The sequence below is a fragment of the Marinobacter sp. NFXS9 genome (assembly GCF_040148665.1).
Lineage (GTDB): Bacteria > Pseudomonadota > Gammaproteobacteria > Pseudomonadales > Oleiphilaceae > Marinobacter_A > Marinobacter_A mangrovi.
In genome coordinates this window covers 39,941-65,252 of record NZ_JAGDDW010000013.1, presented here as the reverse complement: position 1 = coordinate 65,252, position 25,312 = coordinate 39,941, and the positions used below count along the sequence as shown (strand labels likewise).

The window sequence follows — 25,312 nt, the reverse complement described above, 5'->3', positions numbered from 1 at the left end:
TGGGTCTCCAGCCCTACCTGGAGACCTGGGAGGCGATGAAGAGCTTCACTGCCGCGCGCACGCCCGAGACCGCGGACGAGCTCTGGTGCCTGCAGCATCCCAAGGTCTTCACCCAGGGGCAGGCCGGCAAGGCCGAGCATGTGCTGGCGCCGGGGGATATTCCGGTGGTCCAGGTGGACCGGGGCGGCCAGGTGACCTATCACGGTCCCGGCCAGCTAGTGGTGTACCTGATGATCGACCTGCACCGGGCCCATTTTGGTGTGCGTGAACTGGTCAGTGGTATTGAAGACAGCATCGTTGCGATCCTGGCGGACCTGGGCGTTGATGCGGCTCCGCGCGCCGATGCGCCGGGTGTCTACACCCAGGGCACCAAGATCGCCTCACTGGGCCTGCGTATCCGTCGGGGGTGTTCTTTCCACGGACTGGCGCTGAACGTCGATATGGATCTGGAGCCGTTCCGGCGCATCAATCCCTGTGGCCTGACGGGCATGGCCATGACCCAAGTGATTGATCACGCCCCCCAGGCGACGTTCGATGGCGTCCAGCAGGCGCTGGTGGCTCGCCTGGTGGAGCGACTGGATCTGGGCCGGGTCCGGTTCGAGACCGGATTGCCCGTCGTTCAGGCCGTATCCTGATTGGGGACTTCCCCGCAACAGACCCGATTGCGCCCCGTCGCCTTGGCGGTGTAGAGGGCTTCGTCCGCCCGCTGCAACAGTCGGCTGGGGGATTCGGCGCCGTGAATACTGGCCACTCCCGCGCTGATCGTCGTCCGAACAATCTGGCCGTCATAGGTGGCGGGAGCCGCTGCAATTGACTGGCGGATCCGCTCGGCAATCCGGATGGCTTCCTCCACTCCGGTCTCCGGCAGGATCGCCAGAAATTCCTCACCGCCCCAGCGCGACACAATGTCGATCCGGCGGCACCCTTCCTTCAGTTTGTCCGCCACCTTGATGATCAGCTCGTCGCCCGTCTGGTGGCCGTAGTGATCGTTGACTCCCTTGAACAGATCGATATCCAGCAGGATCACCGAAAACGACTGGCGGTTGCGAAGGTAGCGCTGGTACTCGCCTTCCAGGCGGATCAGGCCTTCGCGACGGTTGGTCAGGCCGGTCATGGTGTCGTGCTTGGCCGCGTACTCGTACTCGCCGGCCAGGGTGAGGAGGCTGGCCTTGCTGCGCCGCCGGCTCAGGTCCAGGACATAGCAGGAGATCATTTCGAACGCGAGCACGTTGATCATCATCAGCCGGAAGCTGTTGCTGTAGGGCGTGTTGAACAGATGGTCTCCCATCGGCGAAAACAGGCCTACCAGGGCTGTCAGGCCAAAAGCGCAGGTCAGGACGCCGACCCGGGGCGTGCTGATGTAGAAAATGATTGGCGGATAGGCGAACAGCCAGATGATCGCGGAGCCGTCCTCCAGCGCGGCGGTCGCCACATAAATGAACAGGGCCGCAATGATGACGATGAACGTCCGCCGGTGCAGGATCTGGTGCCGCAGCGTCAGGTACACCAGAGCGTTAAGCATCAGCATCACGCCCACCGTGGCCAGCGTAGCCATCACCAGGGTGTCGCCACGTCCAGCGGCCCGGTAGGCAAAGAAAACCAGGACCGGCAAGGCTCCCACGCTGAGCCAGTTGATCAGCCGGGGAACCGGTATTTCGCCCCGGGTGTGGTCGGGCACAGGGGCTGACGGCCAATAAGACTTGGATGAATCGGGCATCATTGTTAGCGTTATATTTATTGTTTAATCGATACGAGCATAGCGCCAAATGCAGTAGCGCTCTGTTTTAAAACGTAAACATGACGTTTGCGGCGTCGCATAGTCGCCTGTGCTGGTTAATCAGTGATCACTACACGGCAAAGCTGCAGGGAATCCATTGGCTCCGGAAACCGGGCTGGCGCGGCAGGTCGGTGACCAGAGACGGGTCGGGCTCACGTATAATCGGTAGGACCCACTTTCGAAGAGCGCCCGGAAGCCGACCATTCGGCCGTCGGGCTGCAGCATTCACCAGCTTCTGGATCCCTTGATGACTTCCAAAAAAACGCGCAAATCCGTTTCCCGCATCAAGACCGGCAGCTTCGAGCGCCGGCTCAGTCTGACCCGGGCCGGTCTGTTCGCCGGTACCCGCATGGCCACGCACATGGCCACCAACCTGTTCAGCAGCCGCGAAAAGCGTGAAGAGCGCCACCGCCAGATGCTCTCAAGCCAGGCCCGGTTCCTGGTGGATGAACTCGGCAAACTCAAGGGCAGCGTGGTGAAGATCGGTCAGGTCATGGCGCTCTACGGCGAGCATTTCCTGCCGGCCGAAGTGACCGAAGCATTGCACACCCTGGAAGACCAGACTACATCACTGGCCTGGCCTTCCGTCGAGAAGGTGTTGGCCAAGGAGTTGGGTAGCGAGCGCCTGGCCCAGCTGGACGTGGATCCGGAACCGATTGGGTCGGCCTCGCTGGGGCAGGTCCATCGTGCGGTACGCCGCAGCGACGGTCTGGAGATCGTGCTCAAGGTCCAGTATCCGGGCGTCGACACGGCGGTGGACAGTGACCTGAATGCGGTGGCGCAGATCCTGAAAGTCGGACGCTTTGTGTCCATGGGTCCCGAATTCAACGAGTGGCTCGAAGAAGTCCGCACCATGATGCATCGGGAAGTGGACTATGCGCTGGAAGCCCGGACCACCGAGCATTTCCGCAAGATGCTCGAAGGCGATGACCGTTTCGTGGTGCCCCGGGTCCTGCCGGAGTATTCCACCCGCCATGTGATGGCGTCCACTTTCGAGCCCGGCTGGCCGGTCAGCTCGGACAAGGTGGCTTCGCTGTCGCTCGAGCGTCGGAGTGCGCTGGGCCGTGCCGCGTTGGAACTGTTCTTCCGTGAGCTGTTTGAATGGGGCGAGATCCAGACCGACCCCAACTTCGGCAACTACCGCATCCGCATTGCCGAGGAAGCCGGCACTGAGAGCGACCAGATCGTGCTGCTGGACTTTGGAGCCGTGCAACAATACCCGGACAGCTTCCTCGAGCCGGTTCGGGACATGATCCGGGCGTCCTATGAGCAGGATCTTGAGCGGGTCATCGAAGGCGGGACCAAGCTTCATTTCATGAGCGAGAGCTGGCCCGAGGACGTGCTGCGCCGGTTCGGCGAAGTCTGTATGTCGGTGTTGGAACCGCTGGCCCCGGCCAACGGCGAGTGGCCCGAATTCGCGGTCAACGAGCAGGGCCAGTACCGCTGGAAGCAGAGTGACCTGCCGTCGCGGGTGGCCCGTCAGGCGGCGCGTTCGGCCATCAGCCGCTATTTCCGGATTCCGCCCAAGGAATTCGTCTTCCTCAACCGCAAGCTGATCGGTGTCTACACCTTCATTGCGGTGCTGCGGTCGGAGTTTAACGGCGAGGATCTGTTGCAGGACTATCTGTACGACAGCGAAGAGGCGGCCGCCCGGGACGCCGGCGACTGACCCCGGAAGTCAGGTCGCTTCCAGCACCAGCCACAGCACCAGGGCGTAGCGAAGGCCCTTGCCGATGGCAACCAGCACGATGAAATTGAGCCAGGGGACGCGCATGATGCCGCCGATCAGCGTCAGCGCGTCACCGCCGATGGGCAGCCACGCCATCAGCAGCGACCACTGGCCGAACCGGTTAAACCGGTTCTGGGCCTGTTGCAGCTGTTTTTCACTGACCGGAAACCAGCGCTTGTGGCGAAAACGCTCCACCTGCCGTCCGATCCATCCGTTCAACACCGACCCCAGGGTGTTGCCCAGCGTGGCGAACAGCCATAAGCCCCACAGCGAGTAGCCCTGCGTCACCAACCCGCCGAGCAGAACCTCGGAGTAGGCCGGCAACAGAGTGGCTGCGGCAAAGGCCGTAAAAAACAGGGACAGGTATGCCAAATCGACTCCCGTCTGATTACACAGTGTAGTGGTGGGTTTACCGGTCGATCACTATCGTTATCAAGAAATCGTCCGTCAGGCCGATAGCTTATCTTGTCAGCCGCACAAAGTCTGAGACAAGGGAGCTGGGCGTGATGGCGTACGACGTATACGAAGATCTGCGGTGCCCCTACCGGACCGGGTGGTGCTGCCTCACTCTGTGACCCGGGAGTGTCATGAAAAAGCTGTCTCTGAAAGTCAAACTCTACGCGCTGGTCATTGTGCTGCTGCTCATTATGGGCCTGAGCATGATCATAACCGCCCAGGTATCGCTCTCCAGCATGGAGTCGCGCATTTCCGATGACACCGGCGAACTGGTGCAGAACATTGTTGTCGAGCGCCTGCGTGCCACGGCCGGCCAGTATGGTGAGCTGGTGGCCAGTATCTTCAACCGCGCCTACAAGATCCCGGAAACGTTCCGCGAGGTGATTCACCGCAACGTCGAAGGCTCCGATTCTGCGCGCATGAGCCGCCGTGACCTGATGGAAACCGCCGGCGCGATCCTCAAGGGCCAGCCGGAACTCAGCTCCATTTACGCCCAGTTCGAACCTGATGCCTACGACGGCCAGGACCGCTACTTCACCGGGGGCGTGGAAGATCACAGCAGTGATGAAGGCACGCTGGAGATCTACTACTACCGGGACCAGGACGGCAAGATCCACTTCAGTCGCACAGCGGATCCGTCGACCAAGTACGATACCACCAAGAACGAATTCGGCATCCGCGAAGCCGAGTGGTACCTGTGCTCCAAGGAAACGCTCAAGCCCTGCACCATGGAGCCCTACAACTACGAGATCAGTGACGGTTATTCCGAGCTGATGACCAGCCTGGTGATGCCGATATTCAAGGATGGCAAGTTCGGCGGGGTCGTCGGTGCCGACATCAATCTGTCCACCATCCAGAAGACGCTCAAGCAGGTCAGTCAGAACCTGTACGACGGCGCCGGCCGCGTGACCCTGGTCAGCGAGATGGGCCTGATTGCCGGCACCAGCCATTACGACAAGTTCCTTGGGCGGCCGCTCAAGGAAGCCCTGCCGGATCGGGCGGCGGCTTATCGCAAGCTGGACAAGGACGGTGACAACGACGTCTTTGATAACGGCGAAGACATCGCGGTGGCGTATCCGATCCACATCAAGGCTTCCGACACGACCTGGTCGATGATCATCGAACTGCCTCGGGATGTTGCGCTGGCCGACTTGAGCAAGGTTGAGGATGTCCTGGGCGAGGAAGTCGACGCCACGGCAGGGCGTCAGTTGACGGCGGGCATCATCGTGTCGATTGTTTCCCTGTTGCTGCTGGTGGTGCTGGTTCGCAGTGTGACCCGGCCGCTGGATCGCATCCGTGACCGCATGGCCAATCTGGCCAGCGCCGAGGGCGATCTGACCCAGGAGCTGGAGATCGATACCCACGCCGAGCTGATTGCGTTGGCGGACGGCTTCAACGCGTTCCTGGCGAAATTGCGGGACATGATCAACGACCTCAAGTCGATCAATGGCCGCGTCAGCATGGCGAGATCGACAGCGTCGTGACCGCCATGAACGAGATGTCGGCCGCTGCCAGTGAAGTCGCCACGTTTGCCAGCGACGCCGCGGGCAATGCCCGGGAAGCCAGCGACGGGGTCGTGAGCACCCAGTCGACCCTGACCACCGCCGTCAACGGCGTGCAGGAACTGGCCGCCGATATGGAAGAGGCCAGCGGAGCCATCGGTCAGGTCGCCAACCGCAGCGACGATATCAACCGTATCCTGGAAGTCATCCGCGGCATTGCCGAGCAGACCAACCTGCTGGCGCTGAACGCAGCGATTGAAGCCGCACGGGCCGGTGAGCAGGGTCGGGGCTTTGCTGTGGTGGCCGATGAGGTGCGCACGCTGGCGTCGCGGACACGTGAGTCCACCGACGAGATCAGCGAGATGATCGAAGGGCTGCAGGGTGAGGTCCAGCAGACCGTGACGGTCATTCGCGGCGGCGTCGACCGGGCCACCAACGCGGTTGAACGGACCCGCGAGGCGGATCAGTCACTGGCCGAGGTGGTGCAGCGTATCGCCACCATCGTCGAGCACGTCACCCAGGTGGCCACGGCGGCCGAAGAGCAAAGTTCGGTCAGCGAGGAGATCAACCGCAACCTGACCAACATCGGCGATGCCGCCAGCGACCTGCGCGAACTGTCTCAGCGGGTTCGCGGTAACGGTGAAGAGTTGGGTGAGCAGGTGATATCGCTGGAAGAACAGCTTAACCGCCTGCGGACCTGAACCGGACCGGGTAGGGCGGTATCAGAGCCGACAGTGCGCTGTCGGCTCTGATGCCGCCACCTGGCCGCATACGCAGAGCCTATGACGATCATTCAAAGCACCAAATGGGAAAAGACGCGGCCGTCTGGCAAGCTGAGCCCCATTGAATCCGAGGAGGTCGAAGATGGATCGCGTGACCATCTATGGCCGCATGAGTTGCGGTTTTTGCGTCCGTGCCCGCCAACTGTGTGAAATCAAAGGTTTTGATTATCAGTTTGTGGATATGATTGCCGAAGGGATGAGCAAAGCGGACATCGAAAAAATGATCAACGAGCCGGTCTATACCGTGCCGCAGATCTTTGTCGGCGACAAGCACGTCGGTGGCTTCACCGAATTTGCCACCTACGTGCAGCAGCGGGAGGCTTCTTCACTGGCCTGAGTTGTCAGCCGGCAGAACCAAAAAAGGCGCCCGATGAGGGCGCCTTTTTTATGCGTACCGGAACGTCGATCAGATGTCGAAAGCCGTCCGCAGTTTCTTTTCGGCCAGCACCTTCTGCAACTTGGCAACCTTGGGCAGACCGTTTTCGAACGGCGGGAAAGCCTCGCCGTTGATCAGCGGCGACAGGTACTCGCGGCAATCCTGGGTGATGCCGAAGCCGTCGTCGGTGATGAAGTGGATCGGCATCTTCTTTTCCTGGTTCGCTACTTCGCTCAGTGGCGCTTCGCCGATGTGCCAGCGATAGGGGGAAGACTGCTCACGCACGATGGTCGGCATCAGGGCCTGCTTGCCGGCCACGGCCATTTCCACGGCGGCCTTGCCCACGGCGTAGGCCTGCTCCACGTCAGTGGCCGAAGCGATGTGGCGTGCGGCGCGCTGCAGGTAATCGGCCACGGCCCAGTGGTACTTGTAGCCCAGGGCCTGCTTGGTCATGTTGGCCAGTGCCGGGGCAACGCCACCCAGCTGGGTGTGGCCGAAGGCATCTTTACTGCCCGCATCGGCAAGGAAGCGACCGTCTTCATATTGGGCGCCTTCGGACGCGACGACCACGCAGTAGCCGTAGTTCTCGACGCTGTATTCGACACGCTTGAGGAAGGCGTCCCGGTCGAACGGGATTTCCGGGAACAGGATGATGTGGGGCGGATCGCCTTCACCCTGGCCGGCAAGACCACCGGCGGCCGCAATCCAGCCTGCGTGCCGGCCCATCACTTCGAGGATGAAGACCTTGGTGGACGATTCGCACATGGACTTGATGTCCAGGCTGGCTTCGAGGGTGGAGGTGGCAATGTACTTGGCCACCGAACCAAAGCCCGGGCAGCAGTCGGTAAACGGCAGGTCGTTATCGACGGTCTTGGGGACACCGATGCAGGTAATCGGGTAACCCATACGCTCGGCCAGCTGGGAGACCTTGAACGCGGTGTCCTGGGAGTCGCCACCGCCGTTATAGAAGAAGTAGCCGATGTTGTGGGCCTGGAACACTTCGATCAGGCGTTCGTACTCACGCTTGTTCTCGGTGAAGTTCTTCAGCTTATAGCGACAGGAACCAAAGGCGCCGCCCGGCGTGTGCATCAGCGCCGCAATCGCTTCGTCACTTTCCTCGTTGGTATCGATCAGTTCTTCCCTGAGCGCCCCGATGATCCCGTTGCGGCCGGCGTAGACCGTGCCGATCGCTTCCGGGTGCTTGCGGGCAGTCTCGATCACACCACAGGCACTGGCGTTGATCACGGCGGTGACACCGCCAGACTGGGCGTAGAACGCGTTCTTGATGGCCATGGTTGCTGGCGCCTCCTGCAGATTGGTCACTTCGCGCGAATGATACGTTAATCTCGGGTACATTTCATGACGGTCTTGTAGGATCCGGCAACCCCGAATCGGCCCGCGTCAACCATTTTCGGTTCGCCCCGGCTTGACGCCGCAGCAGCGATACAGGACGCTTCAGTCTTTGATTCAATGGCCGCCTGCGGCTGAACAGAAACAGGACAACCATGCATATCCACATCCTCGGTATCTGCGGGACGTTTATGGGCAGTCTCGCGGTGCTTGCCCGGGAGGCCGGGCACACGGTGACCGGCTCCGACCAGGGCGTTTATCCGCCCATGAGCACCCAGCTCGAAGCCCAGGGCATCGGGTTGATGGAGGGCTATTCCGCCGACCACCTCAAGCCCGCACCGGATCTGGTGCTGATCGGCAATGCCATGTCCCGCGGCAATCCGGAAGTGGAAGCGGTGCTCAATCGGGGTGTCGACTATATGTCCGGCCCCGAGTGGCTGACCCGGGAAGTCCTGCGCAAACGCTGGGTGCTGGCCGTTGCGGGCACCCATGGCAAAACCACAACCACGTCCATGCTGCTCTGGATTCTGGAGCAGGCCGGCTTCGATCCCGGCTACCTGGTGGGCGGCGTGCCCAAGGATTTCAGCGTCTCCGCCCGGCTGGGCAGCAGCGATTTCTTCGTGATCGAGGCGGACGAATACGACAGCGCCTTTTTCGACAAGCGTTCCAAGTTCATCCATTACCGCCCGCGCACGCTGATTCTTAACAACCTGGAATTCGATCACGCGGACATCTTCGACAACGTCGAGGCCATCGAGCGCCAGTTCCATCACCTGGTCCGCACCGTGCCGTCCAACGGGCTGATCGTGCGGCCCGCGCGCGATACGCACCTGGACGCGGCGCTGGACCTGGGCTGTTGGAGCAGCGTCCAGACGACCTCCGTGGCCGGCGAAGTGGAACAGGCCAACTGGCGCGCCGAACTGCTGGTGGACGATGGCAGTCGGTTCATGGTGGTCCATCACGAACAGCCGGTGGCCACCGTGAGCTGGCAGCAGACCGGTCTGCACAATGTCCGTAATGCACTGGCGGCCATCGCGGCGGCGCGCCACGTCGGCGTTACGCCGGACCATGCCATTGCCGCGCTGAACCGCTTTTCCGGCGTCAAGCGGCGTATGGAATTGCTGGCGGACGTCAAGGGGGTTCGGGTTTATGACGATTTTGCCCACCATCCCACCGCCATCGCGACCACGCTCGACGGCCTGCGCAAGAAAGTGGGGGACGAGCCCATCATTGCGCTGATCGAGCCGCGTTCGAACACCATGCAGCAGGGCGTCCATCGCGAGACCCTGCTGCCCAGCAGCGAGCAGGCGGATCGGGTGATCTGGGCTAACCTCAGTGACATGGACTGGCTGAAGTCGCTGGTGCCGGCGGACGATCCCCGGCACAGCACGGCGACTACCGTCGAAGGACTGATTGGCCAGGTGCTGGAGGACCTGCCGGTCCCCTGTCACATCGTGGTGATGAGCAACGGCGGCTTTGGCGGTATTCACGGCAAGCTGATCGCAAAACTGGAGCAGACTGTTGACTGAAGGCAAGCCCACGCATTCCCCGGTGGATCGACCCACTGTTAATCTGGCCCTGACTGGCGCTTCCGGTGCGCCTTATGGCCTGCGTCTGTTGCAGTGCCTGTTGGCGGCGGGCTGTCGCGTGCATTTCATGATCAGCAAGGCGGCCCAGGTGGTTGTCGCAACCGAGACTGACCTGTCGCTGCCGGGCAGTCCGGACGCCATGCAGGCGTTTCTCTCCAAGCACTACGGTGCCGAGCCGGACCAGTTGCTGGTCTTCGGCCGTGAGGACTGGTTTGCGCCGCCGGCCTCCGGGTCCGGCAGCCGAGCGCCGCTGGTGATCTGCCCGTGCAGTACCGGCACTCTATCGGCTCTGGCCACCGGCGCCAGTAACAACCTGATCGAACGGGCCGGCGACGTGGCGCTCAAGGAGCGGCGCCCGTTGATCCTGGTACCGCGTGAAGCCCCGTATTCCGAGGTTCATCTGGACAACATGCTGCGGCTGACGCGCATGGGCGCGGTGATCATGCCGGCGAGCCCCGGCTTTTACCATCATCCGGAATCCGTGGCGGATATGGTGGACTTCATCGTCGCGCGCATTCTCGATCACCTCGATCTGCCGCAAGACCTGATGCCCCGCTGGGGCGCGGAGCGCGTGTCCCGGAAGCTGGCCGGTCAATCGAAGCCAAAGACGGATTGAGTCATCAGCAGGAACCACATGTCATGAGCATAGACTGGCAGACAACCCCCGCCGCCATCTGGCGTCGTCATCGTAACGCGCTGCGTCCCGTGAAGCAGATCGATCCGGTGCGCCTTGACCAATTGCTGGAAGTGGAACCGCAAAAGCAGAAGCTGGTTACCAATACCGAACGCTTCCTGCGCGGGCAGCCGTCCAACAACGCATTGCTGTGGGGCGCACGGGGGACGGGCAAGTCGTCGCTGATCAAGGCGATCCTCAACACCTACTTCGACCAGGGGTTGCGAATCGTGGAAGTGGATCGGGACGACCTGCTGTACCTGCCGGAAATCGTCGATGACCTGCGCGACCTGGATTACCGTTTCATCATTTTTTCCGACGACCTGTCGTTCGAGCGGGGCGAGGGCACCTACAAGGCCCTGAAGAGCGTGATGGAAGGCTCCATCGAGAGCCCGCCGGAGAACATCAAGGTCTACGCCACCTCCAATCGCCGCCACCTGATGCCGGAATACATGGCGGATAACCAGCAGGCCCAGGTGGTCGACGGCGAGCTGCATCCGGGGGAAGCGATCGAGGAGCAGGTTTCCCTGTCCGACCGATTCGGTCTCTGGCTGTCGTTCTACCCGTTCAACCAGGACGCGTACCTGCACCTGGTGGATGCACTCTTCCCGCAGGTGGAGGATCGGGGCGAGCTGCACAAGCTGGCGATCCGGTTTGCTCTGGGCAAGGGCGGTCGCAGCGGCCGGGCCGCGCAGCATTTCTACAACGCCTACTCGGATTACTTCGGCTGACCCGGTCGGCTCACCCTGTTGTCTTTGCTGCGGCGCCTTCGGGCGCCGCGGTCGTTTTAGCCAAGCGGATTGATGTTTTTCACCATTGTGGCTCCGGGCCCGCCGCCGGAGACTGAAAACCTCTGACACCACACGCTTGAGGCGCCGCTGACGTTCAGCAGACGGCGCCCGGAACAAAAACGCAGAGGTTTATCATGATTCCACGCACCCTGTTTGACGCCGATCTCGAAGGCTTCCGGGATTCCGTCCGCAAATTCCTTCAGCAGGAAGCCGTGCCACATCACGCTCAATGGGAAAAGGACGGTCAGGTCAGCCGGGACATCTGGCGCAAGGCCGGTGAGCTGGGCTTTTTGTGTCCGTGCCTGCCCGAGGAATACGGCGGCGTCGGCGCCGATTTCCGCTACAGCGCGGTGATCATGGAGGAGATCGTGCGGGCCTCCACTTCCGGCCTGGGCTGGGCGTTGCACTCGGACATCGTGGCGCCGTATATCCTCAACTACGGCACTGAGGAACAGAAGCAGGCCTACCTGCCCAAGCTGGCCAGCGGCGAAATGATCGGCGCCATCGCCATGACCGAGCCGGGCGCCGGATCGGATCTGCAAGGGGTGAAAACCAGCGCCGTCCGGGAGGACGATCACTACATTCTCAACGGGTCCAAGACCTTCATCACCAACGGCCAGATGGCGGATCTGGTGATCGTCGTGGCCAAGACCGATCCCAAGGAAGGCGCCAAGGGAACCAGCCTGCTGCTGGTGGAAACCGCCTGGGAAGGTTTCGAGCGCGGCCAGAATCTGGAGAAGGTGGGGTTGAAGGCCCAGGACACCTCAGAGCTGTTCTTCCAGGACGTGAAAGTGCCCGTGGGCAACCTGCTGGGCCGTCACGAAGGGCAGGGCTTCATGCAGCTGATGCAGGAGCTGCCGGCGGAACGTCTGCAAGTTGCCCTGACCGCGGTGGCCGCGGCGGAAGCGGCCTGGGACTGGACCCGGGACTACGTCAAAGAGCGGAAGGCCTTTGGTAAGCCGATCCTTGGCTTCCAGAACACCCGCTTCAAGATGGCGGAAATGAAAGCGGACATCACCGCCGCCCGGGTCTTCGTGGATCGCTGCCTGGAGCTGCATCTCGATAAGAAGCTGGACATTCCGACCGCTGCCATGCTCAAGCAGTGGACCACGGACCTGCAGTGCCGGGTGATGGACGAATGCGTGCAGCTGCACGGCGGCTACGGTTATATGTGGGAATACCCCATCGCCCGCGCCTGGGCGGATTCGCGGGTGCAGCGGATCTATGCCGGCACCAACGAGATCATGAAGGAAATCGTGGCCCGGTCCATCTGATGTCCTGCAGCGCCCGGCAGGTGCTGCTCCTGCCGGGCCTTCTCCTTTTCTTATAGCGCCCGCCGGTTACCCAAATTTACAAATTGCCAAGCCTATCAAGGATAGCCGCCCGACCATCGCCTACAGTGGAGCCTCCGACAGCTATAACAAGGACAACGGTTGCTGCCATGACGCGTTCACGATTTCTCCTGACCGGTGCCTGCCTGCTCCTGCTCACAGCCTGTGGTGACGGCGAATTGCCGGACTCACCGGTGGACGGCCGCGATACGGACGGACTCTACGAACCCGCGTCGGAAGACGTCAGCGGGCGCGTAATTGACGGCTACCTCGACAAGGCACGCGTCTGGCTCGATCTGGATGGCGACTACCAGTATGACGGCGGCAGCGTCGACGTGACGGTGGGCACCAACCCGGAACGGACCATCACACTCGCCGGCGGTGAGCCCACCGCGATCACCGGCGCCGGAGGCGTCTATACCCTCGACCTCTCCGCGCTGCAGCTCGATGCCGCCCAGGCCGCAGACCTGGACTGGCGCGACTACCCGCTGGTAGCAACCGTTATTCCCGGCGTCACGGAAGAGGAAACCGCCAACGGCAACGTGGTGCAGCAGGATGCCTACATGATGTCGGCGCCGCCCGGTGTCCGTTTTGTCTCGCCGTTGACCACCCTGGTGGATGCGCGTCGTTTCCTGGTGGCGGGGGATCTGGACGTCACCACCGATCTCGGCCAGCGCCTGTCGGGCATCAATCTGTCCGGCGACTATGTCCGGGCCGGTGACGATCGTGCTCATGCCTACGCCCAGGCCATGGCCCGCTTCCTGGCGGCCCAGTTCCCCGACGATATGGAATCGGCGCTGGTGAGCTCTGATGGCAAAGTGGCCCCGTTCTCTACTGAAGCGCTGCGCATCATGCGCCTGAGCTACAACGGCTACGCCGATGAGGTGGTCCGGGCTGTGGACGACGCGGTCGGTAGCGGCGGTCTATACAGCAATGTGGATGTGTCGTCCGTGGCCATCCCGGAGGTGCCGCTGGATCTGGACAATCCGGTGTTGCTGCAATCTCTGACCGTCAGCGCGCCGGACCAGGGTGTGCCCTCCGGCGACAGCGCCCTGGAAAGCAACGCCAGCATTGCTGCCGAGCTGACGTTCTATTACAGCGAAGCGGGCGTGCTGCAGCGGATTGATGCCGACGGCTGCATGACCCCGTCGCTGACGGAAATCACGCGCCTGGCCCGGGTGCATGGCCGGGTTGCCGAACTCAATGCCCAGGGGCTGGACGGCTTCTACCTGGATTACAACACCAGCCGGCCTTATTGGGACGACGATGACGTCAATGAACGTTTGGTGTTCGACTGGGACAGCGGCACGGCCTCGTTCTATTCAGCCACCACGTGTCACGGCTCAGCACCTTCCAGTGAGCTGGGAGATACGCCCCAGCGGGTCTACCAGCTGAATTACAACGAACAGGGCGTCCTGCGGGCGGTCACCTCGGACGGTGAAAGCGTCACGCCGGTCAGCGATGGGTATGCGGTCGATCCGGCCTACTCCTACACTACGTCCGGCCAGGTTGGCCAGGCGATGACGCTGGAAGGCGATGTGGTTCCCTGTCTGGACGCGATTGCAGACGACAATCAGGATGCGGCGCGAGTGGTGTCCGCCCAGCAAAGCTACCGGTATGTCGGCGATGCGACGGGCATGGACGGCGCGGTCGTGGCGTCCAGTGGCGAAGTTGCCGGCCTGAAGCTGGATTGGGACGTTCGCGACGGGCGCCAGCAGCTCCTGCGCCGGGTGTTCTTTGATGCGGCGATCGATACCGGATCATTGCTGCAGTGGGATTACGACGGTGTCAGGGATGAGGACTTTGTCGATGAGGACCAGAACGGCCTGATCCGTCAGGCGCGACTGGCCCAGTACCAGGCGGGCCACGACGAATGGACCTGTGGCGGGGTGCACTCCCGGCTGGTGAGCAGTCAGCTCTATGGCATCGTGCGTTACGAGTACATCCGCCTGTCCGATTACCTGGCCGACACGCTATAGTGTTCGGCCAGCGGCGCGCTGGCGTGATAGGAACGCGGAAGAAAAGAGAGACGAAAAAAATTCAGGAAAAATGTTTGACAGCTGAAATCCGAATGATTAAAGTACGCGCCATCTGGTGAGGGACAGCCTTTCACTGGAAGCAGAAAGCCCGATAAATCATGTGCCTGGAACGGCAAGGGTTTAACCGAACGCTGACTGCAAGTCATCTGCCGAGGTGGCGAAATTGGTAGACGCGCTAGCTTCAGGTGCTAGTGGGGGCAACCCCGTGGAGGTTCAAGTCCTCTCCTCGGCACCACTTCTTCCCTCAAGAAGTGGTATCTTTACTTCCCCGTCATGTTGTCGATCCCCTGTTTTTAGGTATCTCCGCACCGTCGGGGTTATACTTCAGCCACAATCAACCGCAGCCTCTGTTTTTGTTTCCTGTATCGGGCTGCCGGCTTAAGGCATTCTTTTTAATGGTATCCAAGAAAAAAGCGAATAGTGATGACCCTCACGCGACCCGTGAGGCCAAAAAGTACGAAAATCCTATCCAGAGCCGCGAGTTCATCCTGGCTCACCTGCGCGAGCGCGGCGCGCCCGCCACCCACGAAACCCTGTGTGCCGAACTCGAGCAGACCTCACCGGAAGGCATCGAGGCGTTGCGCCGCCGGCTGATCGCCATGTGTCGCGATGGTCAGTTGATCTGCAACCGCCGGGGCGCGTATCTGCCGATCGACGAGGCGGACCTGATCTCCGGACGCGTTCAGGGGCATCGCGAGGGCTTCGGTTTCCTGGTGCCGGACGACGGCAGCAGTGATCTGTTCCTCAGTGCCCGTGAAATGCGGCAGGTGATTCACGGCGACCGTGTCGCGGCACGGGTGGATCAGGTCGATGATCGCGGGCGCCGGGAAGGGCGTATTGTCGAAGTTCTGGAGCGTCGCAGTCAGCAGATTGTGGGGCGTCTCTTCCGTGAAAGCGGCATTTCCTTTGTGGTTCCGGAAAATCCCCGGATCAACCAGGACGTGATGGTGGCCGAAGACGATTGCGGCGATGCCCGTCACGGCCAGTATGTGGTGGTTGAGGTGATGCGTCAGCCTACGGTGCGTACCAAGCCCACGGGCCGCGTTGTCGAGGTGCTCGGCGATCATATGGCACCGGGTATGGAGATCGCCGTCGCGATCCGTTCCTACGATATTCCGCACGCCTGGCCCCAGGCGGTCGGCGAGCAGGCCGCCGCTATCTCGGAAATCGTCAGTGAGCCGGACAAGGCGCATCGGGTGGACCTGCGGGACCTGCCGCTGGTGACGATCGACGGCGAGGACGCACGCGACTTCGACGACGCCATTTTCTGCGAACGTCGTCCGCGGGGCGGGTTCCGGCTGGTGGTCGCCATCGCCGACGTTTCCCATTATGTGCGTCCCGGATCGCCGTTGGACGAGCAGGCCCTGGAGCGGGGCAACTCGGTCTATTTCCCGGATCACGTGGTGCCCATGCTGCCGGAGAAACTCTCCAACGGCCTGTGCTCCCTGAACCCGGAAGTGGATCGGCTGTGTCTGGTCAGTGATATGACCATCAGCGCCAATGGCCGGATCAGCAGCTACACGTTCTACCAGGGCGTGATGCACTCCAAGGCGCGCCTGACCTACACGTCAGTCAGCGACATGCTGGAGCGGCCCGGTTCCGGCATCGGCAGGAAATTGCGCTCCCAGTATGCGCATGTGGCGCCGCATCTGGACGATCTCTACGCCCTGTACAAGGTGCTGCGGGCTGCCCGGACTGAGCGTGGCGCAATTGATTTCGAAACCACCGAGACCCGCGTCATTTTCGACGCGTCCCGTAAGATCGAGGAAATTGTCCCGGTCCAGCGCAACGACGCCCACAAGGTTGTCGAGGAATGCATGCTGTGCGCCAACGTGGCCACGGCCCGCTTCCTGAAGCGGCACAAGATGCCGGCGCTTTACCGGGTCCACGACGGACCGGCGGAAGAGCGCCTGGCGGCGGTGCGCCTGTTCCTGGGTGAGCTCGGGCTCCAGTTGGGCGGCGGCGAAAAGCCGACCTCCGCGGATTACCAGGCCCTGCTGGAGCAGGTGCGGGATCGTCCGGATGCCGGCGTGATCCAGATGGTCATGCTGCGTAGCCTGAGTCAGGCGGTCTACAGCCCGGAAGAAAGCGGCCACTTCGGGCTGGGCTTTGCCAGCTACGCCCACTTCACTTCGCCCATCCGGCGTTATCCGGACCTGATCGTGCATCGTGCGATCAAGTCGGTCATCCACGGTGACACTAACGATGACACCGTCGTCAAGCCGGACCAGCGTGACGATGAGCTGGCGGAATATCCCTATGACTATGCCCGCATGGTTCAGTTGGGTGAACATTGTTCGATGACCGAGCGCCGTGCGGACGATGCCACTCGCGATGTCATGGCCTGGCTGAAGTGCGAGTACCTCAAGGAGCACGTCGGCGAGGAATACAACGGGTTGATTGCCTCTGTGGTGCCGTTCGGGTTCTTTGTAGAGCTGGATGGGGTCTATATCGAGGGTTTGGTTCACGTGTCCACGCTCAGCGGTGACTATTTTCATCACGATGCGGCCAAGCACCGCCTGGTCGGTGAGCGTACCGCCATCAGTTTCCGGTTGGGTGATGCCGTGCGGGTACAGGTGGTGCGCGTCGGGCTCGAAGACCGCAAGATCGATCTGGAGCTGATCAGCGAGCCGCGTCGCCGTAAGGCGGACCGCGATGCTCTGCCGGCCAAGGGTGAGCGCGGTGCCAATAAGTTCGATGACAAGCGGGGCTCGCGCAGCCGCAAGTCGCGCAGTGCCGGCGGCAAGAGCCGGAAACCGCTGAGCGCCAAAGAAATGCTTGCCCAGGAGGCGGCCCGCGAAGCCCAGAAGACGTCGGGTAAGCCGTCAGGCAGGAAGAGCGGCAAGGCGCCGGCATCCAGCGGTAAGCCCAAGCAGGGGGCCGCGGCGGGTGGCGCCAAAAAGAAGAAGTCAGGTAAGGGTCAATAAGTGGCGCAGGAGTTTATCTTTGGCTGGCACGCCGTGGACGCCGTTCTCAAACGCGATCCCGCACGGTTGCAGCAGGTCTGGATTCAGACCGGACGTCAGGACAAGCGGGCGCAGGCCATCACCGGCGCGCTCGATGCTCAAGGCGTGCGTTGGGATATTGTCCATCGTCGAGAGCTGGACAGTCGGGTCGATGGCGTCCACCAGGGCATCGTGGCGGCGGTCGCGCCCAGCCGCGAATGGCAGGAAGATGATTTGCTGGCCGCCTTGTCGGGCTGGTCGGCGCCTTTTCTGCTGATTCTCGACGGGGTGACCGATCCGCACAATCTCGGAGCCTGTCTGCGCAGTGCCGATGCCGCCGGTGTGCAGGCGGTAGTGGTGCCCAAGGACAAATCCGCCTCGCTCAATCCGACGGTGCGTAAAGTGGCCTGTGGGGCGGCTGAGTCCGTGCCGCTGGTCAGGGTGACCAATCTCGCCCGCTTCATGCGCGCAATTCAGGATGCCGGCGTCTGGATCGTCGGCACCGCCGGCGAAGCGGATGCCACGCTCTATCAGGCCGATTTCAAGGGCCCGGTGGCCCTGGTGATGGGTGCCGAAGGCAAGGGGATGCGGCGCCTGACCCGTGAGCATTGCGATGCCCTTATCAACATCCCGATGAGCGGCACGGTGGAGAGCCTGAACGTCTCCGTGGCGACGGGTGTCTGTCTTTATGAGGCGGTGCGTCAGCGCAGCAGCTGATTACCTTGCAATCAATTCCATGCTTGCCTAAAATACGCCACCCCCTAAATTGGGGGTGGTTTTCTATTGTCTGCCGACAGCGGCAGAAAAACCGGGAAACCGGACTGAAATCTGGTATTTGATACCAGCTCCTTGCTTCTACCAGGGCATCCTGGCTGAGGCTGTTTAATCCGTAGGGAGAACTCATGCGTCACTACGAAATCGTTATCATGGTACACCCGGATCAGAGCGAGCAGGTGCCCGCGATGATCGAGCGTTATACCAACACCATCACCGAAGCCGGTGGTGCTGTACACCGTCTTGAAGACTGGGGCCGTCGTCACCTGGCATACCCGATCAACAAGATCCACAAGGCTCACTACGTTCTGTTCAACGTTGAATGTTCACAGGACGTGCTCGACGAGCTGACTCACAACTTCCGTTTCAATGATGCAATCATCCGTGATCTGGTGATTCGTCGCGACGACGCGGATACCGATGCGTCCCCGATGAAGGCTTCCGAGAACCGTGAAGAGCGTCGTTCAGGCGATGACCGTCCGCGTCGTTCCCAGGAGTCCAGCGAGCGTCGCCCGGCGGCCAGCACGCAGGAAGAAGAGTAATCCATCACCGGTTGTTGAGGAGTTAAAGCATGGCTCGTTTTTTCAGACGTCGTAAGTTCTGCCGCTTCACGGCAGAAGGTGTCAAAGAGATCGATTACAAGGATCTGGACACCCTGAAAGGTTATATCACTGAAACCGGCAAAATCGTGCCCAGCCGTATCACCGGTACCAAGGCACGCTACCAGCGTCAGCTGGCGACCGCGATCAAGCGCGCGCGCTACCTGGCCCTGCTGCCGTATACCGATAGCCACGACAATTAAGCGGTAACAGGACTCGGGACCATGCGTGCATTAGCGCAATTTGCGATGCGCGGTCCCCTGCAGGCGAGTGGGGTAGCGGCGGTAGCCACCGCGCTTCCCTTTCTTTTCTGGATTGGAGCGGCCGTAGTCGGCCTGGTCACATTGAGACTGGGTCTGTCCCAGGGGCTCAACGTCGGACTCTGGGCGCTGCTGCCGGCTCTGGGCTGGAGCTGGTTGGGCAATGATCCGACCGCTCTGTTCGTCTTGATCCAGGTGTTTTTGATGGTGGTGGTGTTGCGCACCACGACCTCCTGGGAAAAGGCATTGCTGACCGGAAGCGGTCTGGCGCTGGTAACCGGTGTGTTGCTGCCGCTGCTGTTTCCCCAGTTGCTCAAGGATCTGGTGAATACCGGGATTGCGTTTTACCAGCAGTACAACCCGGATGTCGCCAGTGAGCTGGGTGGACGACTCGAGAGTGTGTTTCGGCAGGTCATGAGTGCCAGTATGGCAGGGACCTACCAACTGCTGGCGGTTGCCGTGTTGATTCTCGCGCGCAGCTGGCAGGCCGCACTCTACAATCCGGGCGGTTTCCGGAGCGAGTTCCATGCCCTGCGACTGAGCCGGCCCGTCGCCGTGTTGTGTGTGGCGATCATGTTTGGCGCACCGCTGCTGGGCATGAACACCGCCCTGGTCAGTTGGGCGGCCGCGGTTCCGCTGATGTTTGCGGGACTGGCCATGATCCACGGCATCGTCGGCGTCCGGAACATGAGTATCCAGTGGCTGGTGCTGTTCTACCTGGCCCTGGTGCTGTTAAGCCCGAGTCTGATGTTGTTGTTGCTTATATTGGCGTTTGTGGATAGCTGGCTGGATTTCAGGGGACGCTTAAAGCCCTCTGAGCCGGCAGAATAAAGTACGAAGAGGTTAACGAGATGGAAGTTATTCTGCTCGAGAAAGTCGCAAACCTAGGCTCCCTGGGTGACAAGGTCAAAGTAAAAGCGGGTTACGGTCGTAACTTCCTGCTGCCGTTTGGCAAGGCGGTTCCGGCGACTGAATCCAACGTTCAGGAATTCGAAGCACGTCGTGCCGAGCTGGAAAAAGCCGCGGCCGAGCGTCTGGCAGCTGCCCAGGCCCGTGCTGAGAAGCTGGAAGGTGCCGCCTTCACCATCACCTCCAAAGCGGGTGACGAAGGCAAGCTGTTCGGTTCTATCGGTGTGCGTGACATCGCAGACGCGGTGACAGCCGGTGGTACGGAAGTCGAGAAGAGCGAAGTACGGATGCCGGAAGGCCCGCTGCGCGCAATCGGCGAGTACGACATCGAGCTGCAGCTGCACACCGACGTCGAAGTCAGCGTCAAGATCACTGTCGTTTCCGAGTAATCGCTGAGCGGGCCGGCCTTCCCTGAGGGAGGTCGGTCGGCGAGCGCATTGCCCGAACACGGCCGTGCCGGAAGGCCCGGCAGACCTCCGCGTCTGCCGGGCCTTTCTGTGTCTCTGGGGCGCAAATTAAAACCAGCGCGGATCGCTTGTCGCGCTTTCCATCGGCGGTTATCTTAGATCGCTCCACTTCCATTATTGCTGGATTCAGTAAGCGGTATCATGGCAAATCCCATCGCAAAGCAGACCATCCCTGACTCCGATACCTCGCGTATCAAGGTTCCCCCGCATTCCATAGAGGCCGAGCAGGCGGTCCTGGGCGGTCTGATGCTGGACAACAGCAAGTGGGATGCCGTCTCCGAAGTCATCGCCTCCGCCGACTTCTACCGTCAGGATCATCGCCTGATTTACGCCGCCATCGAGCGTCTTGCCGGGGAAGGGGAACCGCTGGACGTCGTGACTCTGAGCGAGTTTCTCGACCGGGCCGGGGATCTTGAGGATGCCGGTGGCCTGACCTACCTGGCGGAAATGGCCGAGAAGACGCCGGGGGCGTCCAATATCAAAGCTTACGCCCAGATCGTCCGTGAACGCTCGGTGCTGCGTCAGATGATCGAGGTGTCCGGCAATATCGCGGAATCAGCGTTCAATCCGCAGGGGCGTACCAGTGATGAACTCCTCGACGAGGCTGAGCGCAACGTCTTCCAGATTGCCGAATCCCGGACCAAGGAGGGTTCCGGTCCCCAGGCCATTAACCCGATCCTCACCAAGGCACTGGGGCGTATCGAGGAGCTTTTTGAATCCGGTGATGCGATCACGGGCATCACTACCGGGTTCAAGGATCTGGACGAGTGGACGTCGGGGATGCAGCCGTCGGACCTGATCATCATCGCCGGTCGTCCTTCCATGGGTAAGACCACCTTCTCCATGAACGTGGTGGAAAACGCCCTGCTGGGCAGCAACAAGCCGGCCCTGGTGTTCAGTATGGAGATGCCGGCCGACTCGATCGTCATGCGGATGCTGTCCTCCCTCGGCCGCATCGACCAGACCCGGATGCGGAGCGGCAAGCTGGAAGAGGAAGACTGGCCGAGGCTGACGTCCGCGGTCAGTCTGCTCAAGGACAAACCGCTGTATATCGACGATACGCCGGGCCTGAGCCCCACGGAAATGCGTTCCCGGGCGCGCCGTGTGGCGCGGGAGAATGACGGTGAGATCGGCCTGATCATGGTCGACTACCTGCAGCTGATGCGGGTGCCGGGCAATACCGAGGGCCGGACGGCGGAAATTTCCGAAATTTCGCGCTCCCTGAAGGCCCTGGCCAAGGAACTGCAGTGCCCCGTGGTGGCCCTGTCGCAGCTCAACCGGAGTCTGGAGCAGCGTCCCAACAAGCGACCGGTTAACTCGGACCTGCGGGAATCCGGTGCGATCGAGCAGGACGCCGACGTCATCATGTTCATCTACCGGGATGAGGTCTACCACGAGGACAGCCCCGACAAGGGCATCGCTGAAATCATCATCGGTAAGCAGCGGAACGGTCCGATCGGTACCGTCCGACTGGCCTTCATTGGCAAGTACACCAAGTTCGAGGATCTGGCCCACGGCGATTACGGCGGAGATTATTAATGGGACGGCACACCCGGGCGCGTATCGATCTTTTGGCTCTTCGGCATAATTATGCACTGGCCCGACGCCAGTCGGGGAGTGCCAAGGCCATGGCGGTGGTCAAGGCGGATGGATACGGACACGGTCTGGAACCGGTGGCCCGGGCGCTGTCCGATCAGGCCGACCGGTTCGCTGTGGCCTGCCTGGAAGAGGCCGAGCGTTTACGTGAGGCGGGTATCCGTCAGCCCATCGTGTTGCTCCAGGGCTTCCATGATGACGCCGATGTGACCGCCTGTGCGAAGCTGGAACTGGAGCCCGTGATTCACAGCGACCATCAAGTGGCGGCGCTGGAGTCGGCCGGTCAGGCCGTCACGGTGTGGCTCAAGGTCAACACCGGCATGAACCGTTTGGGTTTTGCGCCCGCCGCTGTGGAGGCCGTTGTGCAGCGATTGCGCGCGATCGCCGGGGTCACCCTCAAAGGCATGGTGACCCACTACGCCTGTGCCGATGACCGCAATGACCCCATGACGGATCATCAGAACCGTCTTTTCAACGAACTCTCGTCCCGCTATCCCGAACTTGAATTCAGCGCGGCCAATTCGGCCGGTCATTTTCGCGTCGACTCGCCTCGATTCCACTGGACGCGCCCGGGCATCATGCTCTATGGCGCCTCGCCGATGATTGTCGAGTCCGCCGCAGAGCTCGGGCTGAGGGCGGTGATGTCGCTGGAATCCCGGATCACCGCCATTCGCACCCTGCAGCCGGGAGAAAGCGTCGGTTACGGCGCCACCTGGCGGGCGGAGCGGCCGACGCCCATGGGTATCGTCAGCATCGGTTATGGCGACGGTTATCCGCGTCATGCACCGACCGGCACCCCCCTCTGGGTGGCCGGCGCCCGGGCCTGTACGCTGGGGCGGGTGTCGATGGACATGCTGGCCGTGGACCTGACGACGGCACCTCATGCCCGACCGGGGGATAGCGTGGAGCTCTGGGGTGCCCACGTGCCGGTGGATGAAGTGGCGCGTTGTGCCGACACCATTGGCTACGAATTGCTGACCGGCGTCACGGCACGGGTACCGCGAGTCTACGACAATGAGATTTCGGGGCAGTAGCCACCGCCACGGATTGCCTCAGGCGGCGTTCTCAGGCTCGCAGATGATCTCTTCGATAAAATCGAGGATGGACGCCAGGCTCTTGTCGTCCAGCTTTTTCAGGACCTTGTGAATCACCATCTTGCTGCCCTTGAGCATGCTGCCGATGCCCATCTTGGCCATGCCCATCAACATGCTGCTGGCGCGCAGCCGGCGCAGCGGCTCCAGGAAGAAGAAGTCCAGTCCCTCTTCGGTCAGCTCAATGATCAGGCCGTAGAGCTCGTCAATGGCCTGCTTGTCCGCCTTGCCGCGGGAACGCAGCTCCTCGACGGTGAGCAGGGCCTTGTTACGGAGAGCGTCCGGAATGGGGGCGACGATGTGGCTTTGTTGTTTGAGCATGCGTTTCCCTGTGTCGATGGATCGGATTCGATAGCCGCGCGGATCCGATAGCCGGCTCTGTCGATGTCGAGACGGATGCGGAATCAGCGTCGATGCCTTATTCTATTCGGGTCTGATCCGGGGCCATTGGCTGGAGCCCTCGGCACCCACTGTCACTCGTGCCAGCGGGGATTGAGTCTGCCGGCGCTGCGGTGGCATGCTGCCGCATTCGGAATGCCCAAAACCGTCCACTTGCTGACTGATCTGGAGTTGATTGACTCGCGTGAATGTTCTGGTTGTACACGATTACGGTCCCCTGGGACGCCTGGTGCTGGAGACGCTGCGCGGAACGTCGCTGGCGATCCGGCCGCTGTTGATCCGCAGCCCGGACGGGGTGGATCCCGCTGCGCTGGAAGACTGGATTCCCGAAGAGACGGACCTGATCGTCAATACCCTCTGGCACAACGATCCCGAGGCCGCTGAGTGCGATCCGGAGGCGATTCGCGAGTGGACCTTCTCCATTCCCATGGCGCTGGCCGAGCACGCCCGTGCCCACGACATCGCCCTGATCCAGCTGTCCACCTGCTATGTGTTCGACGGCCGCAAACAGAGCGCCTACATCACCTCCAACCCGGGGCAGCCGTTCAGTCAGCTCGGCAACTGGCAGTGGGAGTGTGAGCAGGCGCTGCGCACGCTGTTGCCCCGGCACCTGATCTTGCGTACTGGCTGGAGTCTGGATCGCTTCATCCGCAAGATCACCGCTTCTGCCGAGGGGGCGACTCAGTTGGAGTTATCGAGCCGTCATCGAGGCCAGCCGGTTGCCCTGAAGGACCTGGCGCGGGTCATCCGGGCGCTGGTGTTGCAGATCGATTGCGGGGCGGAAGTGTGGGGGACCTACCAATATGCCGGCGCCGAGGAAATCAGCCAGTACGAACTGGGGCTGGAGATCGTCAATGCGCTGCCGGAACTGTCGGAAGTGCACGTGGTGGACAAGGTGCCGGCCTGGGCCAAGCTGGAGCCGGAGAACACCACGCTGGGCTGCATCAAGATCCGCAACACCTTCGGTGTCAAACAGCAGCCCTGGCGCACCCGTCTCAAGGAGGAGGCCGCCCTGATTGCCGGGACGGCCCAACCGGAAACCCACTGAGCCAGCGACGTTGCGGTGGGGTCAGTCGCCTTTCTGGCAACCGCCGTGCGCCACCGCCTGCAGGCCGTCAATATCCTGCAGCGTGACCTCGCGACCGTGGGAGTCGATCAGCCCCTGACGCTGGAAGCGGGTCATGACGCGACTGACCGTTTCCACCGCCAGCCCCAGATAATTGGCGATGTCATGACGGGGCATGGGCAGTATCAGATTGGTCGCCGAGAGTCGGCGCCGGCTGAAGCGGGAGGACAGGGACAACAGCAATGTGGCAATCCGTTCCTCCGCCGAGTTCTTGCTCAGAAGCAGCGACAGATTATGGCTGTTCTTGATTTCCTGGCTCATCAGCTGAAAGAAGTGGTGCTGTAGCGAGGGAATCCGGGTGGCCAGCTCTTCCAGGCGGTTGAACGGGATCTCGCAGAAACTGCTGCGCTCCAGCGCCTTGGCAGAGCAGGAATACCCTTCCGGGCCCATGCTGTCCAGGCCGATGATCTCGCCCGGCAGGTAAAAGCCGGTGATCTGCTCTTCGCCGGAATCGGCGATGATGTAGGTTTTGACCGCGCCACTGCGAACGGCGTAACAGGCCTTGAACGGATCCTTCTGGCGGAACACATGCTTGCCGCGATCGATGGTCCGGCCCTGCTGCACCACATCCTCAAGACGCTCGATCTCGTTTTCGCTGACGGCCAGGGGAAGACAGAGATTGCTGAGACTGCATTCCTGGCAGCTCGTTTTCAGCGCGGAGGCGCGCAAAGTGGAGATACGTTCGCCCATTTGAATGACCTTTCCCCGTTCCATTTCCACAATAACCCACCTTAAAGGCGACAAGCTCTAT

24 protein-coding genes and 1 tRNA gene are annotated in these 25,312 nt (G+C 61.6%); 20 read left to right on the top strand and 5 right to left on the bottom strand.

Annotation, left to right across the window (positions count from 1 at the left end):
- The first annotated feature begins 35 nt into the window (after window positions 1-35).
- On the top strand, window positions 36-635 hold the full coding sequence (lipB, locus tag J3364_RS17680; RefSeq protein WP_502882529.1) for a lipoyl(octanoyl) transferase LipB: 600 nt from the start codon (window positions 36-38) through the stop codon (window positions 633-635).
- Here lipB and J3364_RS17675 read toward each other — a convergent pair.
- Window positions 620-1,678, bottom strand: a complete 1,059-nt coding sequence (locus J3364_RS17675) for a GGDEF domain-containing protein (protein ID WP_349559544.1) — start codon at window positions 1,676-1,678, stop codon at window positions 620-622. The genes lipB and J3364_RS17675 overlap by 16 nt on opposite strands.
- 346 nt (window positions 1,679-2,024) lie before the next feature.
- Here J3364_RS17675 and J3364_RS17670 point away from each other — a divergent pair, with 346 nt between their 5' ends.
- Window positions 2,025-3,446, top strand: coding sequence for an ABC1 kinase family protein (locus J3364_RS17670; RefSeq protein ID WP_123636054.1), 1,422 nt, complete (start codon window positions 2,025-2,027; stop codon window positions 3,444-3,446).
- A gap of 9 nt (window positions 3,447-3,455) precedes the next feature.
- Here J3364_RS17670 and J3364_RS17665 read toward each other — a convergent pair whose 3' ends face one another.
- A complete protein-coding gene (locus tag J3364_RS17665; RefSeq protein WP_123636055.1) occupies window positions 3,456-3,878 on the bottom strand; it encodes a YqaA family protein in 423 nt (140 codons plus the stop codon).
- Between the two features lie 215 nt (window positions 3,879-4,093).
- Here J3364_RS17665 and J3364_RS17660 point away from each other — a divergent pair, with 215 nt between their 5' ends.
- The 3 genes from J3364_RS17660 (at window position 4,094) to J3364_RS17650 (ending at window position 6,583) form a co-directional block, all read left to right on the top strand.
- Window positions 4,094-5,446 (top strand): methyl-accepting chemotaxis protein, encoded by a 1,353-nt coding sequence (locus J3364_RS17660; protein WP_349559543.1) that lies wholly within the window; start codon window positions 4,094-4,096, stop codon window positions 5,444-5,446.
- Window positions 5,447-5,451: 5 nt separating this feature from the next.
- Complete coding sequence (locus J3364_RS17655) at window positions 5,452-6,165, top strand: methyl-accepting chemotaxis protein (protein ID WP_349559542.1); 714 nt, start codon at window positions 5,452-5,454, stop codon at window positions 6,163-6,165.
- A gap of 163 nt (window positions 6,166-6,328) precedes the next feature.
- Window positions 6,329-6,583: a GrxA family glutaredoxin gene (locus J3364_RS17650; protein ID WP_123636057.1), complete on the top strand. Its 255-nt coding sequence runs from the start codon at window positions 6,329-6,331 to the stop codon at window positions 6,581-6,583.
- Between the two features lie 69 nt (window positions 6,584-6,652).
- On the opposite strand, the gene J3364_RS17645 is transcribed toward J3364_RS17650, so the two are convergent.
- The gene (locus J3364_RS17645) at window positions 6,653-7,915 is read right to left on the bottom strand and encodes a 6-phosphofructokinase (protein ID WP_123635789.1); all 1,263 of its coding nucleotides are present in this window, start codon (window positions 7,913-7,915) and stop codon (window positions 6,653-6,655) included.
- Window positions 7,916-8,127: 212 nt separating this feature from the next.
- On the opposite strand from J3364_RS17645, the gene mpl reads away from it, so the two are divergent.
- The 14 genes from mpl (at window position 8,128) to alr (ending at window position 22,979) form a co-directional block, all read left to right on the top strand.
- On the top strand, window positions 8,128-9,501 hold the full coding sequence (gene mpl, locus J3364_RS17640; RefSeq protein WP_349559541.1) for a UDP-N-acetylmuramate:L-alanyl-gamma-D-glutamyl-meso-diaminopimelate ligase: 1,374 nt from the start codon (window positions 8,128-8,130) through the stop codon (window positions 9,499-9,501).
- The gene (locus tag J3364_RS17635) at window positions 9,494-10,177 is read left to right on the top strand and encodes a flavin prenyltransferase UbiX (RefSeq protein ID WP_349559540.1); all 684 of its coding nucleotides are present in this window, start codon (window positions 9,494-9,496) and stop codon (window positions 10,175-10,177) included. The genes mpl and J3364_RS17635 overlap by 8 nt, the downstream gene beginning before the upstream one ends.
- A gap of 23 nt (window positions 10,178-10,200) precedes the next feature.
- Window positions 10,201-10,965 carry an ATP-binding protein gene (locus tag J3364_RS17630; protein WP_123635787.1) on the top strand — a complete coding sequence of 255 codons (765 nt, stop codon included), beginning with the start codon at window positions 10,201-10,203 and terminating at the stop codon, window positions 10,963-10,965.
- A 194-nt stretch (window positions 10,966-11,159) separates the two neighbouring features.
- Window positions 11,160-12,299 carry an acyl-CoA dehydrogenase family protein gene (locus tag J3364_RS17625; RefSeq protein WP_349559539.1) on the top strand — a complete coding sequence of 380 codons (1,140 nt, stop codon included), beginning with the start codon at window positions 11,160-11,162 and terminating at the stop codon, window positions 12,297-12,299.
- Between the two features lie 167 nt (window positions 12,300-12,466).
- Window positions 12,467-14,335 (top strand): hypothetical protein, encoded by a 1,869-nt coding sequence (locus J3364_RS17620; protein WP_349559538.1) that lies wholly within the window; start codon window positions 12,467-12,469, stop codon window positions 14,333-14,335.
- Between the two features lie 208 nt (window positions 14,336-14,543).
- A tRNA-Leu gene (locus J3364_RS17615) sits at window positions 14,544-14,630 on the top strand.
- Window positions 14,631-14,790: 160 nt separating this feature from the next.
- Window positions 14,791-17,322 carry a ribonuclease R gene (gene rnr / locus J3364_RS17610; protein WP_349559537.1) on the top strand — a complete coding sequence of 844 codons (2,532 nt, stop codon included), beginning with the start codon at window positions 14,791-14,793 and terminating at the stop codon, window positions 17,320-17,322.
- The gene (gene rlmB, locus J3364_RS17605; RefSeq protein ID WP_349559536.1) at window positions 17,323-18,057 is read left to right on the top strand and encodes a 23S rRNA (guanosine(2251)-2'-O)-methyltransferase RlmB; all 735 of its coding nucleotides are present in this window, start codon (window positions 17,323-17,325) and stop codon (window positions 18,055-18,057) included.
- Between the two features lie 185 nt (window positions 18,058-18,242).
- Complete coding sequence (rpsF, locus tag J3364_RS17600; RefSeq protein ID WP_123635782.1) at window positions 18,243-18,656, top strand: 30S ribosomal protein S6; 414 nt, start codon at window positions 18,243-18,245, stop codon at window positions 18,654-18,656.
- A 29-nt stretch (window positions 18,657-18,685) separates the two neighbouring features.
- Complete coding sequence (gene rpsR / locus J3364_RS17595; RefSeq protein ID WP_123635781.1) at window positions 18,686-18,916, top strand: 30S ribosomal protein S18; 231 nt, start codon at window positions 18,686-18,688, stop codon at window positions 18,914-18,916.
- 21 nt (window positions 18,917-18,937) lie between these two features.
- Window positions 18,938-19,804 (top strand): hypothetical protein, encoded by an 867-nt coding sequence (locus J3364_RS17590; protein ID WP_349559535.1) that lies wholly within the window; start codon window positions 18,938-18,940, stop codon window positions 19,802-19,804.
- Between the two features lie 20 nt (window positions 19,805-19,824).
- Window positions 19,825-20,271: a 50S ribosomal protein L9 gene (gene rplI / locus J3364_RS17585; protein WP_203142457.1), complete on the top strand. Its 447-nt coding sequence runs from the start codon at window positions 19,825-19,827 to the stop codon at window positions 20,269-20,271.
- Window positions 20,272-20,490: 219 nt separating this feature from the next.
- Window positions 20,491-21,888, top strand: coding sequence for a replicative DNA helicase (gene dnaB / locus J3364_RS17580; RefSeq protein ID WP_203142458.1), 1,398 nt, complete (start codon window positions 20,491-20,493; stop codon window positions 21,886-21,888).
- Window positions 21,888-22,979 carry an alanine racemase gene (gene alr / locus J3364_RS17575; protein ID WP_349559534.1) on the top strand — a complete coding sequence of 364 codons (1,092 nt, stop codon included), beginning with the start codon at window positions 21,888-21,890 and terminating at the stop codon, window positions 22,977-22,979. Before dnaB ends, alr begins: the two co-directional genes overlap by 1 nt.
- 18 nt (window positions 22,980-22,997) lie before the next feature.
- Here alr and J3364_RS17570 read toward each other — a convergent pair whose 3' ends face one another.
- Window positions 22,998-23,357, bottom strand: a complete 360-nt coding sequence (locus J3364_RS17570) for a hypothetical protein (RefSeq protein WP_123635776.1) — start codon at window positions 23,355-23,357, stop codon at window positions 22,998-23,000.
- 262 nt (window positions 23,358-23,619) lie between these two features.
- Here J3364_RS17570 and J3364_RS17565 point away from each other — a divergent pair, with 262 nt between their 5' ends.
- Window positions 23,620-24,483, top strand: a complete 864-nt coding sequence (locus tag J3364_RS17565) for a sugar nucleotide-binding protein (RefSeq protein ID WP_349559532.1) — start codon at window positions 23,620-23,622, stop codon at window positions 24,481-24,483.
- A gap of 21 nt (window positions 24,484-24,504) precedes the next feature.
- Here J3364_RS17565 and fnr read toward each other — a convergent pair whose 3' ends face one another.
- Window positions 24,505-25,251, bottom strand: a complete 747-nt coding sequence (gene fnr / locus J3364_RS17560) for a fumarate/nitrate reduction transcriptional regulator Fnr (protein WP_349559531.1) — start codon at window positions 25,249-25,251, stop codon at window positions 24,505-24,507.
- Window positions 25,252-25,312 lie beyond the last annotated feature (61 nt).

Coding starts and splice junctions, on each gene's coding strand:
- dnaB (WP_203142458.1), top strand. CDS start 20,491: ATGGCAAATCCCATCGCAAAGCAGACCATCCCTGACTCCGATACCTCG.
- rpsF (WP_123635782.1), top strand. CDS start 18,243: ATGCGTCACTACGAAATCGTTATCATGGTACACCCGGATCAGAGCGAG.
- mpl (WP_349559541.1), top strand. CDS start 8,128: ATGCATATCCACATCCTCGGTATCTGCGGGACGTTTATGGGCAGTCTC.
- J3364_RS17630 (WP_123635787.1), top strand. CDS start 10,201: ATGAGCATAGACTGGCAGACAACCCCCGCCGCCATCTGGCGTCGTCAT.
- J3364_RS17570 (WP_123635776.1), bottom strand. CDS start 23,357: ATGCTCAAACAACAAAGCCACATCGTCGCCCCCATTCCGGACGCTCTC.
- J3364_RS17645 (WP_123635789.1), bottom strand. CDS start 7,915: ATGGCCATCAAGAACGCGTTCTACGCCCAGTCTGGCGGTGTCACCGCC.
- J3364_RS17590 (WP_349559535.1), top strand. CDS start 18,938: ATGCGTGCATTAGCGCAATTTGCGATGCGCGGTCCCCTGCAGGCGAGT.
- J3364_RS17655 (WP_349559542.1), top strand. CDS start 5,452: ATGAACGAGATGTCGGCCGCTGCCAGTGAAGTCGCCACGTTTGCCAGC.
- rpsR (WP_123635781.1), top strand. CDS start 18,686: ATGGCTCGTTTTTTCAGACGTCGTAAGTTCTGCCGCTTCACGGCAGAA.
- alr (WP_349559534.1), top strand. CDS start 21,888: ATGGGACGGCACACCCGGGCGCGTATCGATCTTTTGGCTCTTCGGCAT.
- fnr (WP_349559531.1), bottom strand. CDS start 25,251: ATGGGCGAACGTATCTCCACTTTGCGCGCCTCCGCGCTGAAAACGAGC.
- J3364_RS17650 (WP_123636057.1), top strand. CDS start 6,329: ATGGATCGCGTGACCATCTATGGCCGCATGAGTTGCGGTTTTTGCGTC.
- J3364_RS17625 (WP_349559539.1), top strand. CDS start 11,160: ATGATTCCACGCACCCTGTTTGACGCCGATCTCGAAGGCTTCCGGGAT.
- lipB (WP_502882529.1), top strand. CDS start 36: ATGAAGAGCTTCACTGCCGCGCGCACGCCCGAGACCGCGGACGAGCTC.
- rplI (WP_203142457.1), top strand. CDS start 19,825: ATGGAAGTTATTCTGCTCGAGAAAGTCGCAAACCTAGGCTCCCTGGGT.
- J3364_RS17670 (WP_123636054.1), top strand. CDS start 2,025: ATGACTTCCAAAAAAACGCGCAAATCCGTTTCCCGCATCAAGACCGGC.
- J3364_RS17620 (WP_349559538.1), top strand. CDS start 12,467: ATGACGCGTTCACGATTTCTCCTGACCGGTGCCTGCCTGCTCCTGCTC.
- rnr (WP_349559537.1), top strand. CDS start 14,791: ATGGTATCCAAGAAAAAAGCGAATAGTGATGACCCTCACGCGACCCGT.
- J3364_RS17660 (WP_349559543.1), top strand. CDS start 4,094: ATGAAAAAGCTGTCTCTGAAAGTCAAACTCTACGCGCTGGTCATTGTG.